The sequence below is a fragment of the Actinoplanes regularis genome (assembly GCF_900188005.1).
GTDB lineage: Bacteria > Actinomycetota > Actinomycetes > Mycobacteriales > Micromonosporaceae > Actinoplanes > Actinoplanes regularis.
Genome location: NZ_FZNR01000015.1, coordinates 146,826 through 161,165, shown reverse-complemented (window position 1 = coordinate 161,165; position 14,340 = coordinate 146,826). Strand labels below are relative to the sequence as shown.

General features: G+C 71.5%; 9 protein-coding genes. 3 read left to right on the top strand and 6 right to left on the bottom strand.

Annotated elements, in window-relative coordinates; genetic code table 11:
• Positions 1 to 37 precede the first annotated feature (37 nt).
• Positions 38 to 3,205, top strand: a complete 3,168-nt coding sequence (locus CHC09_RS31440; protein ID WP_203833264.1) for a bifunctional cytochrome P450/NADPH--P450 reductase — start codon at positions 38 to 40, stop codon at positions 3,203 to 3,205.
• 85 nt (positions 3,206 to 3,290) lie between these two features.
• Here CHC09_RS31440 and CHC09_RS31435 read toward each other — a convergent pair whose 3' ends face one another.
• From CHC09_RS31435 to CHC09_RS47960, 5 genes are all read right to left on the bottom strand, one after another.
• Positions 3,291 to 4,697 (bottom strand): serine/threonine-protein kinase, encoded by a 1,407-nt coding sequence (locus CHC09_RS31435; RefSeq protein WP_089296869.1) that lies wholly within the window; start codon positions 4,695 to 4,697, stop codon positions 3,291 to 3,293.
• 269 nt (positions 4,698 to 4,966) lie between these two features.
• Entirely contained in the window at positions 4,967 to 6,763 is a 1,797-nt protein-coding gene (locus tag CHC09_RS31430) for a serine/threonine-protein kinase (RefSeq protein WP_089296868.1), read from the bottom strand.
• A gap of 362 nt (positions 6,764 to 7,125) precedes the next feature.
• Positions 7,126 to 7,506, bottom strand: coding sequence for a RidA family protein (locus CHC09_RS31425; RefSeq protein WP_089296867.1), 381 nt, complete (start codon positions 7,504 to 7,506; stop codon positions 7,126 to 7,128).
• Entirely contained in the window at positions 7,506 to 8,798 is a 1,293-nt protein-coding gene (locus CHC09_RS31420; protein ID WP_239138589.1) for an amidohydrolase family protein, read from the bottom strand. Before CHC09_RS31420 ends, CHC09_RS31425 begins: the two co-directional genes overlap by 1 nt.
• The gene (locus tag CHC09_RS47960) at positions 8,795 to 10,333 is read right to left on the bottom strand and encodes a helix-turn-helix domain-containing protein (protein ID WP_239138590.1); all 1,539 of its coding nucleotides are present in this window, start codon (positions 10,331 to 10,333) and stop codon (positions 8,795 to 8,797) included. Before CHC09_RS47960 ends, CHC09_RS31420 begins: the two co-directional genes overlap by 4 nt.
• A 74-nt stretch (positions 10,334 to 10,407) precedes the next feature.
• Between CHC09_RS47960 and CHC09_RS31405 the strand changes: the two genes are divergently transcribed.
• Positions 10,408 to 12,036: a beta-N-acetylhexosaminidase gene (locus CHC09_RS31405; protein WP_089296866.1), complete on the top strand. Its 1,629-nt coding sequence runs from the start codon at positions 10,408 to 10,410 to the stop codon at positions 12,034 to 12,036.
• Positions 12,037 to 12,134: 98 nt separating this feature from the next.
• Here the strand turns inward: CHC09_RS31405 and CHC09_RS31400 are convergent, their stop codons facing one another.
• Positions 12,135 to 13,055 (bottom strand): aminoglycoside phosphotransferase family protein, encoded by a 921-nt coding sequence (locus CHC09_RS31400; RefSeq protein WP_179277358.1) that lies wholly within the window; start codon positions 13,053 to 13,055, stop codon positions 12,135 to 12,137.
• 53 nt (positions 13,056 to 13,108) lie between these two features.
• Between CHC09_RS31400 and CHC09_RS31395 the strand changes: the two genes are divergently transcribed.
• Positions 13,109 to 14,299, top strand: coding sequence for an alanine racemase (locus CHC09_RS31395; protein ID WP_089296864.1), 1,191 nt, complete (start codon positions 13,109 to 13,111; stop codon positions 14,297 to 14,299).
• Positions 14,300 to 14,340: the final 41 nt, after the last annotated feature.

The window sequence follows — 14,340 nt, the reverse complement described above, 5'->3', positions numbered from 1 at the left end:
TATGGTACAGCCATACACCGTATGGCGGAGGAGCCAAGTGGAAACGAACGCCCCCATCCCCACCCCGCGTGGCCTGCCCATCGTCGGCAACGGACTGCAGGTCCCGGTGGAGGGAACGCACCAGTTCTTCGCCGACCTCGCCGCCCGCCACCCCGGCGGCCTCTTCAAGCTCAACATGGCCGGCCGGCACGTCGTCCTGGTCTACGACCCGGACCTGGTCACCGAGGTGTGCGACGAGTCCCGCTTCTACAAGCCGATCGACCCGCCGCTCGCGCACGTTCGGGACTTCGCCGGGGACGGCCTCTTCACCGCGCGGCAGGAGGAGCCGGCCTGGGGTCAGGCGCACCGGATCCTGCTGCCGGCGTTCAGCCAGCGGTCGATGAAGGCGTACTTCCCGCAGATGCTCGAAGTCGCCGAGGACCTCGTCGCGGCGTGGGACGGGAAGACGGATGTCGACGTCACCGACGACATGACCCGGCTGACGCTGGACACCATCGCCCTCGCCGGGTTCGGGCAGCGCTTCAAGTCCTTCGAGCAGCCGGAGCTCCACCCGTTCCTGCAGGCCATGGGGAACGCCCTGACCGAGGCGATGGACCGGACCCGGCAGCTGCCGGTGGTCACCGGGCTGAAGCGGCGCGCCGACGCGGCGTACCGGGCCGACATCTCCATCATGCAGGCCACGGTGGACGAGGTGATCCGCGCGCGCCGGCAGACCAACGACAAGTCGCGGGACCTCCTCGGCCTCATGCTCGACGCCACCGACCCGCTCACCGGAGAGCGGCTCTCCGACGAGAACATCCGCAACCAGGTGCTCACCTTCCTGATCGCGGGCCACGAGACCACCAGCGGCACCCTCTCCTTCGCGCTGCACCACCTGATGCGCAACCCGCACGTCCTCGCGCAGGCCTACGCCGAGGTGGACCGGATGCTGCCCGGCGACACCGAGCCGACCTACGAGACGATCATGAAGCTGGACGTGATCCCGCGGATCCTCGACGAGACGCTCCGGCTGCACTCGCCGATCACCGCGATCGGCCTGGCCGCGCGGGAGGACACGACCCTCGGCGGGCGGTATGCGATCCCGGCGAACCAGAAGATCGCCGTACTGATGAAGCCCCTGCACACCCACCCGTCGGCCTGGACCGACCCGGAGACCTTCGACATCGACCGGTGGCTGCCGGAGGCCAAGGCCACGCACCACCCGCACGCCTACAAGCCGTTCGGCAACGGGGAACGGGCCTGCATCGGCCGGCAGTTCGCCCTCACCGAGGCGCGCCTCGCGCTCGCGCTGATCCTGCGCCGGTTCGTCATCTCCGACCCGCAGGGCCACCAGCTCAACATCAAGCAGACCCTGACGATCAAGCCGCAGGAATTCACCCTGCGGATCCGGCCGCGGCAGGACCACCAGAGGCTCGCCACGGTCGCGGTCGCCGACGAGGCGCCGGCGACCGCCTCGGCCCAGGTGCAGGCTTCGGGTGTACGGATGAGAGTCGCCTACGGCTCCAACCTGGGCACCTCCGAGGACCTCGCCCAGCAGCTCGCCGACCGGGCACGGCGCTCCGGCTTCGACGTGACCGTGCAGACGCTCGACGAACTCGCCGACGACCTGCCGACCGACGGGCTGCTCACCGTCGTGACGTCCAGCTACAACGGCAAGGCGCCGGACAACGCGCAGCGGTTCGACCTCGTGGACCTTCCCGCCGGCGCCCTCGCCGGGGTCTCGTTCGCGGTGCTCGGCAACGGCAACACGCAGTGGGCCACCTACCAGGCGTTCCCCAAGCGGGTCGCGGAGAAGCTGGCCGTCGCCGGCGCCACCGAGCTGGTCGAACGAGGTGAGACGGACGCCGCCGGCGACTTCGACGGCATGGCCACCGCCTGGTCGGAGCGGCTGTGGACGGCGCTCGCCGCCTCGTTCGGCGCGACCGCCGCCGAGGTGTCCGGTCCGCGATACACCGTCGAGGTGCTCGGCGAGGACCAGGTGCGACCGGCCGTGGTGTCCGGCAACGCCCACCCGATCATGGTCGAGGCGGTGCGTGAGCTGGTCGGCGACGCGGACGGGCTGTGGGACTTCAGCAGGGAGGCGCCCCGGCCGGGCGTCAAGGCGATCACCGTGCGTCTCCCCGAGGGCATGACGTACGAGGCCGGCGACCACCTCGCGGTCTACGCGAAGAACGACCCGGAGCTGGTCGACTGGGCGCTGCACACCCTGCGCGTCACCCGCGACATGGTGATCCGTCTCGGTCAGGGCGGCGACCGGCGAACCGGCCTGCCGATCGGGGTCCCGATCACCGCCGGACTGCTGCTCACCGACTTCGTCGAGCTGCAGGAGCCGGCCACCCGCGGCCAGCTCGCCATCCTCGCCGAACACACCCAGTGCCCGTGGACGACCCGGCAGCTGGCCGCCTGGACCGCGGACACGCCCGCGGCGAACGAGACGTACGCGAACGAGATCCTGGCCAAGCGCGTCTCGGTCCTCTCCCTGCTCGAGCGCTTCCCCGCGATCGAACTGCCGTTCGCGGTCTTCCTGGAGCTGGTCGGCACGATCCGGCCGCGGTTCTACTCGATCTCGTCGTCGCCGAAGGTCGACCCGGCCGCGGTCACGATCACGGTCGGCCTGGTGGACGGGCCGTCCCGGACGGGACAGGGCCGCTACCGGGGGATGTGCTCGCAGTACCTGGCGGGGCTGACCGAGGGCGACATCTTCTACGGGCACGTGCGAGTGCCCGCACCGCCGTTCCGGCCCCCGGCCGACCCGGCCACGCCGATGATCCTGATCGGTCCGGGAACCGGCTTCGCGCCGCTGCGCGGCTTCCTCCAGGAGCGGGCGCTCCAGGCGCCGTGCGGTGCCGTCAAGGTGTTCTACGGCTGCCGCCACCCGCAGCACGACTGGCTGTACCGGGAGGAGATGGAGAAGTGGGCGCAGGACGGGGTCGCCGAACTGCACCTCGCGTTCTCGGCGGTGGACGGGCACCCGCACCGGTATGTGCAGGAGGCGCTCGCGGAGGCGGGTGACCAGGTGTGGGAGCTGCTGGAGCAGGGGGCGCACGTGTACCTGTGCGGGGACGGGGCGCGGATGGCGCCGGCGGTCCGCAGCGAGCTGGCCGCGATCTATCGGAGCCGGACCGGGGCCGGGGCGGAGCAGGCGGACGAGTGGTTGCGGTCGCTGGAAGCGTCCGGCCGGTACCAGCAGGACGTCTTCGCCTGACAGGGTGCTCATCAGGGGCCGGCGGACTCGTTGTTCGCCGGCTCCGAGCCGCTCGGATTTCCATGCGGACCGGGAGGTTGCCGGCTCACGGACCGTTTGACGGTGGGTCGCTCGGACTTGCGGGAGCGGACGACGGGGTGGTCGCCGCCGGTGTGTCCTGCCGGCCGAGCGGGGAAGAGACCAGGGCGACGGCGGTCGCGCCCCACAGGGCGGCCAGGAGTACGACGAGGATTGGTAGCCAGAGCCGCGTACCCGATGGGCTCCGGGCCGTTATGGGTTCTGCGGCCGCCGGCGGCGACAAGGGCACCGTGTCGTTCCCGATGTCGTCTTCATCGTTCGGGAGCGATAGGGGTCGTAGGTCGTTGTCGTTGGTGCCTTTACCGGCCAGCAGTGACAGGGGCACCGTGTCGTTCCCGATGTCGTCTTCATCGGTCGGGAGCGATAGGGGCCGTAGGTCGTTGTCGGTGGTGCCTTTATCGGCCGGCAGTGACAGGGGCACCGTGTCGTTGTCGGTGCTGTCTTTGCTGGTTGGCAGTGACAGGGGCATTGTGTCGTTGTCGGTGCTGTCTTTGCTGGTTGGCAGTGACAGAGGCACCGTGTCGTTCTCGGTGCTGTCTTCAGCGGTTGGCGACACTGACAGGGGTACCGTCTCGGGCTCGGTCGCGAGCAGGTGAGCGGGCGCGCCGTCGATCGCCGAGGCGGCGGCCGCGGCCATCGCCGCCGCCGACGGGTGCCGGTGCGCCGGATCCTTGGCCAGCGCCTGGGCGACCAGCGCGCGGACCGGGAACGGCAGGCTGGTGGGGAGCGGCTCCGGCTTCGCCGAGACGTGCCGCAACGCGACGGAGATCGCGTCGCCCTCGAACGGGGGCCGGCCGGTCAGGCAGTGATAGGCGACCGCGCCGAGGGCATACAGGTCGGCGGCCGGACCGACGATCTGCTTGGCCACCTGCTCCGGCGCCATGTAGCTTGCTGTGCCGATCACGTTCCGCGCCCCGGTCAGCGTGACCGACAGCGCCGAGCGGGCCACTCCGAAGTCGACCAGGACCACGTGCCCGTCCGGTTCGATGATCATGTTCCCGGGTGTGACGTCCCGGTGCACGATCCCCGCCCGGTGCACCGCGTGCAACGCCCCGGCCACCTGCGCCACCAGCGCCATCGTCTCGCCGGGGGAGAGGCGCCCGTACTCGGCGATCCGGCGGTCCAGCGGCTGTCCGTCGATCCGCGCCATCACCAGGTAGGCGCCGGAACCGAGAGTGCCGTAGTCGTGGACCGCGGCCACCCCCGGATGCCGCAGCGCGGCCATCGACCGGGCCTCATGCTCGAAGCGCTGACGAAAACCGGGTTCACCGGCCCGCTCGACCAGCAGCATCTTCACCGCGACCGGCCGCCCCAGCACCGTGTCCGTGGCCCGCCACACCTCACCCATCCCGCCGGCCGCGATGCGATCGTCCAGCCGGTATCGCCCATTCAGCGACTCACCGGGCGCGGGCATGAACTCAGCCTACCGGCAGCATCAACGCCTATCGATCTAGATGCTCTTCGGTGACGCCGCTTCCTCCAGCCGCCGGTCTCATCGGTCAGCGATAGAACGCCGGTCTCTGCTTTACGCTCCCGGTCGCCTGCCCGCTCCCGGTCGCCTGCCCGCTCCCGGTCGCCTGCCCGCTCCCGGCCGTTTGCCGCTCCCGGCCGCTCTCCGCACTCCACCGGTCGCCGCTTCCGCTGGCCGCCGGGAGAAGGCCGGAATCTACCGGTCGCTGGAGGTCAGCCCTCGTACTTGCCCGATCCGTTGTTTCCGTTGCCCGAGCCGCTGTTGTCGGTCTCACCGCCGCTGTCGTCGTCTCCGCCGTTGTCGTCGTCGCTGGAGGTCTGGGTCGGGACCGCCGTGGTCGGCTCCCGGGTCGGGGTCGTCGTCTCGGTGCTGGTCGTCTCCGCCCCGGTCGGCTGCGCGGGCCCGGTCGTCTTCGTCTTGTCGCCGGTCGGCGCACTTGTCGGCCGGGACCGACGTGGCCCGCCGGTGTTGTCACCCCGGTTCGTCCCCTTCGGGGTCGGACGGGCCGAGACGGAAGCAGAAGGTTTCCCGGTCCCGGATGGATTGCTGCCCGCAGGCTTGTCACCGAACAGCCCGAACGGATCCGCAAGCGCGATCGTCGCACCCAGCCCGAGCAGGACCAGGACGGCCGCCGCAACGGCGACCAGGGCCCGTCTGCGCGGCGCGACGTTCACACCGGAGGCCACTTCTGACGCCGTCCAGTTCACCGATGTTGGTCCTGGCGCCGCTCCGGCTCCCGGCCCTGTTGTTCTCGTCGCGGCTGCTGCTGCCGATCCTGTCGCTCCCGCTCCGGTTGCGGCTTCCGGTCTTGTTGCTCTCGTCGCGGTTGCCGCTTCTGGTCCCGTTGTTCCCGTCGCGGTTGCCGCTTCTGGTCCCGTTGCTCTCGTCGCGGTTGCCGCTTCCGGCCGTGCTGCTTCCGTCGCGGTTGCTGCTTCGGGCCATGCTCCCGCCTCGGCGGCCGATGCCACGGCCGCGTTGTCGCCGGTCGCGTTGAGCGCAGCGAGGCTTTCGTCCGCATTGGTGTTGCCGTCCCGGGCCGGACCGGTAGGCAGAGGGACCCCGAACCGAGGCCTTCCTACCATCGCTCGCCCTGCGAATCCCGCGACTGCCCCGACCGGCATCACCCGGGTAACCGCGTCCCGATCCTCGCTCTCCGGCTCCGTCTCCGCCGCCGTACCGCCCGGGAGGGCGACGCTCTCCGCAGCGGCGGCTTCCGCGGCCGTGGCCATCGCGGCAGCGGACGGGAAGCGCTCATCCGGCTGCTTCGCCAGAGCGGTGCCGATCAGGTCGCGGACCGGCTGGGGCACGTCCCCGGAGAGCGGCGAAGGCTCGTCCGTGATGTGTTGAAGGGCGACCGCCAGCGGGTTGTCCCCGACGAACGGCGGCCGTCCGGTGATGCAGTGATACGCCAGCGCGCCGAGCGCGTAGACGTCCGCCGCCGGCCCCGTGGCCCGTTTCGACACCTGCTCGGGCGCGATGTAGAGCGCCGTGCCCACCACCTCGCGTGCTCCGGTCAGAGTGACCGAGTTGGCTGAACGCGCCACTCCGAAGTCGACCAGCACCACCGTCCCGTCCGGTTCGATGATCAGATTGCCGGGCTTCACGTCCCGGTGCACGATCCCCGCCTCATGCGCGGCCTGCAACGCCCACCCAGCCTGGGCCACGATCGACATCGTCTCCGCAGCCGGGAGCCGACCACGATCGGCGAGGATACGGTTCAGCGGTTGTCCGCCAACCCGCGCCATGACCAGGTAGGCGCCGTCCTCGGTGTCCCCGAAGTCGTACACCGCGACCACACCCGGATGCCGTAGCGCCGCCATGGTCTGCGCCTCATGCCGGAACCGGTTCAGGAAGCCGGGGTCGGAATCACGACCACCCAGCAGCGTTTTCACCGCGACCGGCCGGTCGAGCACGGTATCGATGGCCGCCCAGACCTGACCCATGCCACCTGCAGCGATCCGGTCGTCCAGCAGATACCGTCCGCCGAGCAACTCTCCGGGTCTGGGCATAGGTGTTCCTCTACCCAGGAGTGCCGTCGGCTATCCCGCCCGCGCTCCCCGACGTGGGCCGTGCACGTCCACCCCACCGCCCCAGCCGACCTCCTCCCCGCGTGCGTGCTGCGTGCCGCTCTTGCCCGGGAGGCCCGATGTCGGTGTGCTGGCTCGCGTGCTGCGTGCCGCTCTCGCCCGGGAGGCCCGATGTCGGTGTGCTGGCTCGCATGCTCCGCGCCGCCCTTGCCCGGGAGGCCCGATGCCGGCGCTGGCTCGCGTATTCCCTACCTCGCCCGGGTCGGGCAGCAACATTCGAGCCGGCCAGGCCCGGCTGGCTGGCGCACGTCACGACACGACACGACACGACACGAGGCTCAGCATCACTCCCCGACGTAGAGGACGGCGTCGATCTCGATGTCGAAACCGACCAGCGGCACCGGCAGGGTCGTCCGTACCGGCAAATGCTCGCCCTTGATGTACTGCCGGTAGATCTCGTTCAGCTCGGCGAAGTCCTCGAAGTCCCGCAGGTAGACGCCGACCCGGACGGCATCGTCCAGGCTGGCCCCGGCCGCCTCGGCGACCGCGGCGAGATTCTGAAACGCGGCGTGCGCCTGCTCGGCGAAGCTACCGGTCACCCAGGTGCCATCCGGCCGGGCGGGCACGGCGCCGGCCAGGTAGATGGTGTCGCCGGCCACGACCGCATGCGAGTACGGCCCACCGGCGGGCGCCGCCTTGTCGGTGATGACAGCTCGTTTCGGCATCAGGAACTCCTCGGTCGGTTTCGCGGGAACTGTTCGGCCAGCCCGTCCACTCCCACCAGGGGCGTGGCGAGCAGGTCACGGATGTGGTGCGCGCGGCGGTCCAGGGCGGTGCGCTGCGCGTCGGTGAGCGGGACCCACGGCGCCGGCGGGGCGGGCAGCCGCGGGGTGAGCGGCCGGCCCGCCACGTAAGTCGCCTCATTGACCAGTCGAACCGGCGATACCCGGATCGTCCGGTGCGCGTCGGCGACCGGGAACTCCTCCGCTCGTACCTCGAAAACCGCGAGGTCGGCAGGAGCGCCGACGGTGAGCGTCCCGCCGGGCAGGCCCAGCGCCCGGGCCGGCCGCGCGGTGACCGCCGCGATCACCTCGGAGAGCGCGACGCCGACTGCCAGTAGCTTGGCCATCGTGGTCGGCAGGTCGAAGACTGGCCCGTGCAGCGACCGGGAGTGCAGGTCGGTCGAGATCGTGTGTGGCCGGAGCCCCGCGTCCAGCTGTGCCTCCAGCACGTCGAAGGCGAAGCCGCCGGAACCGTGCCCGAGATCCAGCAGCACACCGCGCCCGGCCGCGGCGTGCACCGCCGGGCCGAGCGGGGCGGCGATCCCGCTCGCGCAGTGAGTCACGATGTCGCCGGGCCGCAGCAGCCCGAACACCTCGTCGAGCCGCGGTGGAGCAGTCCCGATGTGGACCATCACCGGCACCCCGCAGGCCTCCGCCGCTGCCAGGCCGCGGCGTAGTGGCTCGATGCCGTTGTCTCCCACCGTCTCCCGGTCGATGCGGACCTTGATGCCGCGGATCAGCTCGCGGTTCGCCTGAACGGTGTCGATCGCCAGCGCGACGTCGCAGTTGGCCAGGTCCCGGCTCTCCCCGGTGCGCCCGGCCAGGCCGACGGCGGAGATGTTCAGCAGCGCCGGCACCCGGACGGTGGCCGTGGCGGCGACCCGGCGCAGGCCGTCCAGTGTGTACGCCCCGGCCGAACCGGCGTCCACCCAGGTGGTCACTCCGGAGTGCCAGGCCACCGGATCCGGATCGATGCCCCAGTAACCCGTACCGACATGCGTGTGCAGATCGATCAGCCCCGGGGTGACCAGCCGCCCGGCGGCGTCGATCACCTGTCGCGCGAGGCGGGGCAGATTCGGCCCGATGGCCGCGATCCGCCCGTCGCGGATTCCCACATCCCCGACCACCCCGCCGGTCAGCGGCCCAGGTTGGACCGTTCCGCCGGTCAGTGGCTCGCGTCCGGCAGCCCCGCCGGTCAGTAATGTGCCGCCGGTCAGGAGCAGGTCGAAGGTCACCGGTCACCACCCGGTGCAAGTGCGGCCCGGATCGCCAACCGGTAGAGCCGGGTGGGGCGGCCCTTGTGGTGCGGTTGAGCGCTGCCGTCGGCGGCCACCAGCCCGGCTTCGCCGAGCTTCCGGATCAGCCGGCGCCCGCTCGGATCGGTGATCCCGAGCGCCCGTGCCAACTCCCCGGGGCTGATCGGGCGCCCGGCCAGCGAACGCTCCAGCGCGGCGAGCCGGGACATCGTGGCGGCACTTAGCCCAGCGCGGACAGCCAGTTCCTCGAGGCCGCCGTGCTCCCGGTAGGTGTAGGCCAGCGGTGGCCCGGCTGCCCCGATCGGCCCGATCATCATGCCGTCCTCGGTGATCAGGTAGCCGATCGTGGAGCCGTCCCGTTCGGCGCGATCCGCGGCCTGCTCGGCCAACGCCACGCTGCTGCGCGCGGAGGCTCCGATGCCGAAGCCCGCCGCCGGGCCGCGGCCCCGCGGTGTGCCCGGGCCTGCCGCCCCATCGGCCGTCGCCCGCTGATCTGCCAGGCCCGCCTCGTCCCTGAAGGCCGCGCCACCCTCCGCCAGGTTCGGCGGCTCAGCGACCGTCGTTTCGTCCACAGCCGGACTTGACCCGGCGGCCCTTGTGCCGTCCACAGCTGGGCTCGGTGACTCAGCGGTCGTCGTGCCTGTCTCCTCCGGGCTTGGTGGCCTACCGGATGCAGCGCTGTTCGCTGCGGGGGACCGGGTGCCGTGGAAGCCGCTCATCTCGCCGAGGGGCAGGCTGACCCAGTGCTGGGTCAACGTCTCGAAGACACCCGCCGGTGCGAAGGCGATCACCCCGCGTGGCCCGTGCTCGTCGATCCAGGCGTCGGCCAACTCGGGCAGCTCGGACAGCGCCTGCCGCAGGGCCTCGCGGGCGCCCGGCTCGGGGGCGCGGAAGACCGCGGCGGCGAATCGCTGCTCATCGGCCTGCTGGCTGCGCACCCGCGAGACCAGGTCGTGCAGGTCGGCGCGGATCGTGCCGGGCGTGGCCATCGCCGGTAACACGGCGGTCCGCCCGTCCAGCGCGGCGGCCACCTCGGTGCGCACGGTGATCACGTAGGTCGCGCCGGTGCGTTCCAGATGCTCCCGGTGGAACTCCACCACCTCGCCGACCGGTTGCTCGGGCCGGAACGGGAGGGTGGCGATCGCGGCACGGTCGAGGCCGAGCGCGGCCGCCACCTCGGTGACCGTCTCGTCGGGGAAGGTGTCGATGCTGACCGGAGTGGCCGGCCAGCCGTTGCCCCGGGCGCGGGCCCAGGCCAGCGCCAGGTCGAGCGCGGCGGAGCGGGTGATCACGACGGGCAGGCCGGGCGGCAGCAGGTCGCGTGCCCGCGCGTGGGGAACCGGCCCGAGCAGCAGACCGTCCAGCGTGCCAGTGGCCAGCAGATCGCCGACCCGGTCGCGGATCTCCGCCTCCCGCTCGTAGACCGCCCACGCGAAGGAGACGCCGGTCAGCGTGCGTGCCGCCTCGGCGAAACAGCCCCGCTGACCGGAGTGGACCACGATCCCGATGACCATCTCGCCTCCTCTGGTGGTTCGTATGTGGCTCGTAGTAGCGTGCAGGAAAACGCCAGGCAGGTCAAGGAGGCGACATGAGCGAGCCACTTACGAACCTTGTTCCGCGACCTCTCCTGGCCGTTCCGGCCGAGGGCGACTTCCAACTCGACACCACGACGCCGCTCGACGCCGCTCCAGAGCTGACCGGCGTGGCCGTCTGGCTTCGTGGTGTGCTCGGCCCGGCGACCGGCTGTCAGTTGCCGCCCGGGCCCGGCGGCGTCCGCCTGCAATTTGATCCGGGACTGCCGGCCGAGGGCTATGAGCTGGACATCCGTCCCACCGGCGTCGACATCCGAGGTGGCTCCGCAGCCGGTGTCTTCTACGGCGCGCAGACCCTGCGACAGCTGCTGCCCCCGGTCACGCTACGCCGTGCACAGCTCTCCCGCGGCCCGTGGACGCTGCCCGGCGGTCGGATCGAGGACGCGCCCCGATTCGCCTGGCGAGGGGTGATGCTCGATGTCGCGCGACACTTCATGCCGGTCGCGGACGTGCTGCGCCTGATCGACCTGATCGCGTTCCACAAGATCAACATGCTGCACCTGCACCTCACCGACGACCAGGGCTGGCGTCTCGAGGTGCCGGGCCGGCCCCGGCTCACGTCGGTCGGTGGCTGGCGCCCGGCCACGATGCTGGGCTCCCGGCAACATGAGCGCCACGACGGCCGGCCGCACGGCGGTTTCTACTCCAGTGACGATCTGCGGGAGATCGTGGCCCATGCCGCGGCGCGCCAGATCACCGTCGTGCCCGAGGTCGACATGCCGGGGCACATGCAGGCCGCCATCGCGGCCTACCCGGAGCTCGGCAACGGCTACTCCGGCCCGGTCCGCACCGCCTGGGGCATCTCCCCGCACGTGCTCAATCTGGGCCCGGAAGCGCTCGACTTCTGCCGCGCCGTCCTCGACCACGTCTGCGACCTGTTCCCGAGCGGGCTGATCGGGATCGGCGGCGACGAGTGCCCGGTCGATGAGTGGCGTGACAGTCCGGTCGCCCGGGCCCGTATCCAGGCGGAGGGCCTGGCCGGACCCGAGCGCTTGCAGTCCTGGTTCACCGCGCGAATGGCCGAGCATCTCGCCGGGCGCGGCCGGCGCGTGTTCGGCTGGGACGAGATTCTGCTGGGTGGGGCGCCGCCCGGAGCGGTGATCGCCGCCTGGCGGGGCACCGGGCCCGCGGTTCACGCTGCCCGGGCCGGGCACCCCGTCGTGTCCTGCCCCGACACCTCGGTCTATCTGGACTATCGCCAGTCCGACGACCCGGCCGAGCCGACTCCGGTGGGCACCCGTCTCACCCTCGCCGACGTCCACGCCTTCGACCCCGTCCCGCCGGGCCTCACCCCGCCCGAGGCCGGCCTGGTCCTCGGTGGGCAGGCGAACCTCTGGACCGAGCACATGGAGTCCTCCCGCCGCGTCGACTACCAGGCGTTTCCCCGCCTCTGCGCGTTCGCCGAGACGGTCTGGGGTCCGGCAGGGCGCGACTTCACCGAGTTCTCCGTACGGCTTTCGACCCACCTGGGACGGCTGGACGCCCTCGGGGTGAACTATCGGCCGATGACCGGGCCTCGACCGTGGGACGCGCGGCCCGACGCCCCCGGCAACCCTCGTACGCTTGATGATCGTCTCGCGGAGTTGCGGGAGATGACCGCCGGCCTCGACCGGGTGCCGACATGATCGCCGCAGACCGCGACAGTGCAGACGGTGACCGGCCTCGGTCAGGCACCGACATGATCGTCACGGGTCGTGCCGGTGCAGGCGGTGACCGGCACGGCTCAGGGCAGCTGGGGCAACAGCAGACGCGCCAGTCGCAACGGCCGCCCGGTGTCGGCGCCGTCACCTTCGGCGTTCCAGACCTCGGAGAGCACCGCCTGCACGAAACCCCAGGCGACCACTCGCTCGATCGGCATACCGAGCCCGTCCGCGAGCTGCTCGATCCGGGTCGGCACCAGCTTCAGCACGGTGTCGTCGGCATCCATCGGATCAGGGTTGTAAAGCATGGCCCCGATCTCGTAACCGGGGTCGCCCACCACGCCGTGCGGATCGATCGCCAGCCACGGCTCTCGGCCGGCGGTGAGCACGTTGTCGTGATGCAGGTCGCCGTGCAGCACGACCCGCTGGGTCGCGGTCGCGCACAGCTCGCCGAGCAGACGCCGCGCCCTTTCGACCAGGTGCCGTGGCACCGGGCCGTCGCCGGGGAAGCGGCGCAGGTGTGCGTCGAAGGATTCGCGCCGCGTTGCCAGTTCCGGGAGCGCGATGCCGGACGGTGCCGGGCGGTGCAGGCGTCGGATCACTCCGAGCAGCGCCGCCGTGGCGACCTCGTCCCGCCCGGGCACCAGCGACCGCGCTCGTTCACCCGGCGTGGCCTCCTCGAGCAGCAACGCGCCGCGCTTGGCGTCATGACCCAGCACCGAGATCGCGCCGCGCCCGCCGAAGAACGCCAGCGCGGCCGCCTCTCGCGCCAGGTGATCCGATTCTGGTACGCCCATCTTCAGCACCGCGGTGGACCCGTCGGCCCGACGCACCCGCGTCACCCAGTTGAGACTCAGCGGATAGGCCCGCTCCAGACGGAGATCCCAGTCCCGGAGCACCTTGGTCGCGATCGCGGGCAGCTCCGTGAGCCATCGGGCGCCGGCAGCGCCCCAGTTCTCGGTGACCTGACGCGTGAACGTGTCCGGCAGGGCGATCTCCACCATGCGCGCAGTCTCGCAAGCGGCGGCAACACCAGGATCGATCGAAGGAGGCCGGAATGACGATCGACTGGCGGAGCAAGGGCTTCTGGCTTCCGCACGGGACATGGAAAGCCGAACAGAGCGCGGCGGAGCGACCGAGCATCTTCGACGGCGGCTTCACCTGGCCGCTGATGGTGGTGCGCCACGCGGCGGTGGAGGCGAACATCGCCACCATGGCTGCCTACTGCCGGCGGCACGGGTTCGACTTCGCCCCGCACGCCAAGACGACCATGGCACCCGGCCTGATCGAGGCCCAGTTGCGGGCCGGTGCGTGGGGGATGACGGTGGCCACCGCCAATCAGGCCCTGGTGCTGCGGCGGCTCGGCGTCGAGCGGGTGCTGATCGCCAACCAGGTGCTCGATCCCACCGCCCTGCGCTGGCTGGCCGCGGAGAGCGCCGCCAGCTGGGAGGTCTACTTCCAGGTCGACTCGGGGGCCGGGGTGCGGGCGGCGGCCGCGGCCGGCCACGCCCGAGTCCTGGTCGAGCTGGGCCATCCCGGCGGGCGGACCGGCGTTCGCACGCTCGACCAACTGGAAGAGGTTGCCAGGGCCGCCGTCGCCGCCTCCGGGGTCGAGCTCGTCGGCGTGACCGGATATGAGGGTCAGCTCGCCGACCGCTCCGGCGTGGACGCCTTCCTGGACCGGCTGGTCGCAGGGGTCGACCGGCTGTCCGAAGCCGCGTTGCTGCCGGAGCGGCCGCTGGTCTCGGCCGGTGGCAGCGCGTGGTTCGACCGGGTCGCCGATCGTCTCGGCGGGTTGAGCCCACGGGCACGCCTCGTCCTGCGCAGTGGGGCCTCGGTCACCCACGATGATGGGTTCTACCGGGAGCGGACGCCGTTCGCGCGGGTCCCCGGGGAGGGTCCGCTGGCCGCGGCGTTGGAGATCTGGGCGCAGGTGCTGTCCGCGCCGGAACCGGGGCTGGCGCTTGCCGGGATGGGCAAGCGGGACGCCCCGTTCGACGAGGGGTTGCCGGTGCCGCTCGGGATCCGGCGCGCGAACGGGGCGACCCGGTCGGCCGACGGGCTGCGGGTAACCCGGCTCAACGATCACCACACGTACCTCGAGGTGGCCGACGGGTGCGAGGTGGGGCCCGGAGATCTGGTCCGATTCGGCATCTCACATCCGTGTACCGCGTTCGACAAGTGGCGGGACATCCCGGTGGTGGATGAGGAACGGCGTGTGGTCGATGTGCTGCACACCTATTTCTGACCCGGCTTCGTCCTGTGGAGGCGAGAGCGTGGTCGGCAGCG

Coding starts and splice junctions, on each gene's coding strand:
- CHC09_RS31435 (WP_089296869.1), bottom strand. CDS start 4,697: ATGCCCGCGCCCGGTGAGTCGCTGAATGGGCGATACCGGCTGGACGAT.
- CHC09_RS31430 (WP_089296868.1), bottom strand. CDS start 6,763: ATGCCCAGACCCGGAGAGTTGCTCGGCGGACGGTATCTGCTGGACGAC.
- CHC09_RS31425 (WP_089296867.1), bottom strand. CDS start 7,506: ATGCCGAAACGAGCTGTCATCACCGACAAGGCGGCGCCCGCCGGTGGG.
- CHC09_RS47960 (WP_239138590.1), bottom strand. CDS start 10,333: ATGGTCATCGGGATCGTGGTCCACTCCGGTCAGCGGGGCTGTTTCGCC.
- CHC09_RS31405 (WP_089296866.1), top strand. CDS start 10,408: ATGAGCGAGCCACTTACGAACCTTGTTCCGCGACCTCTCCTGGCCGTT.
- CHC09_RS31400 (WP_179277358.1), bottom strand. CDS start 13,055: ATGGTGGAGATCGCCCTGCCGGACACGTTCACGCGTCAGGTCACCGAG.
- CHC09_RS31395 (WP_089296864.1), top strand. CDS start 13,109: ATGACGATCGACTGGCGGAGCAAGGGCTTCTGGCTTCCGCACGGGACA.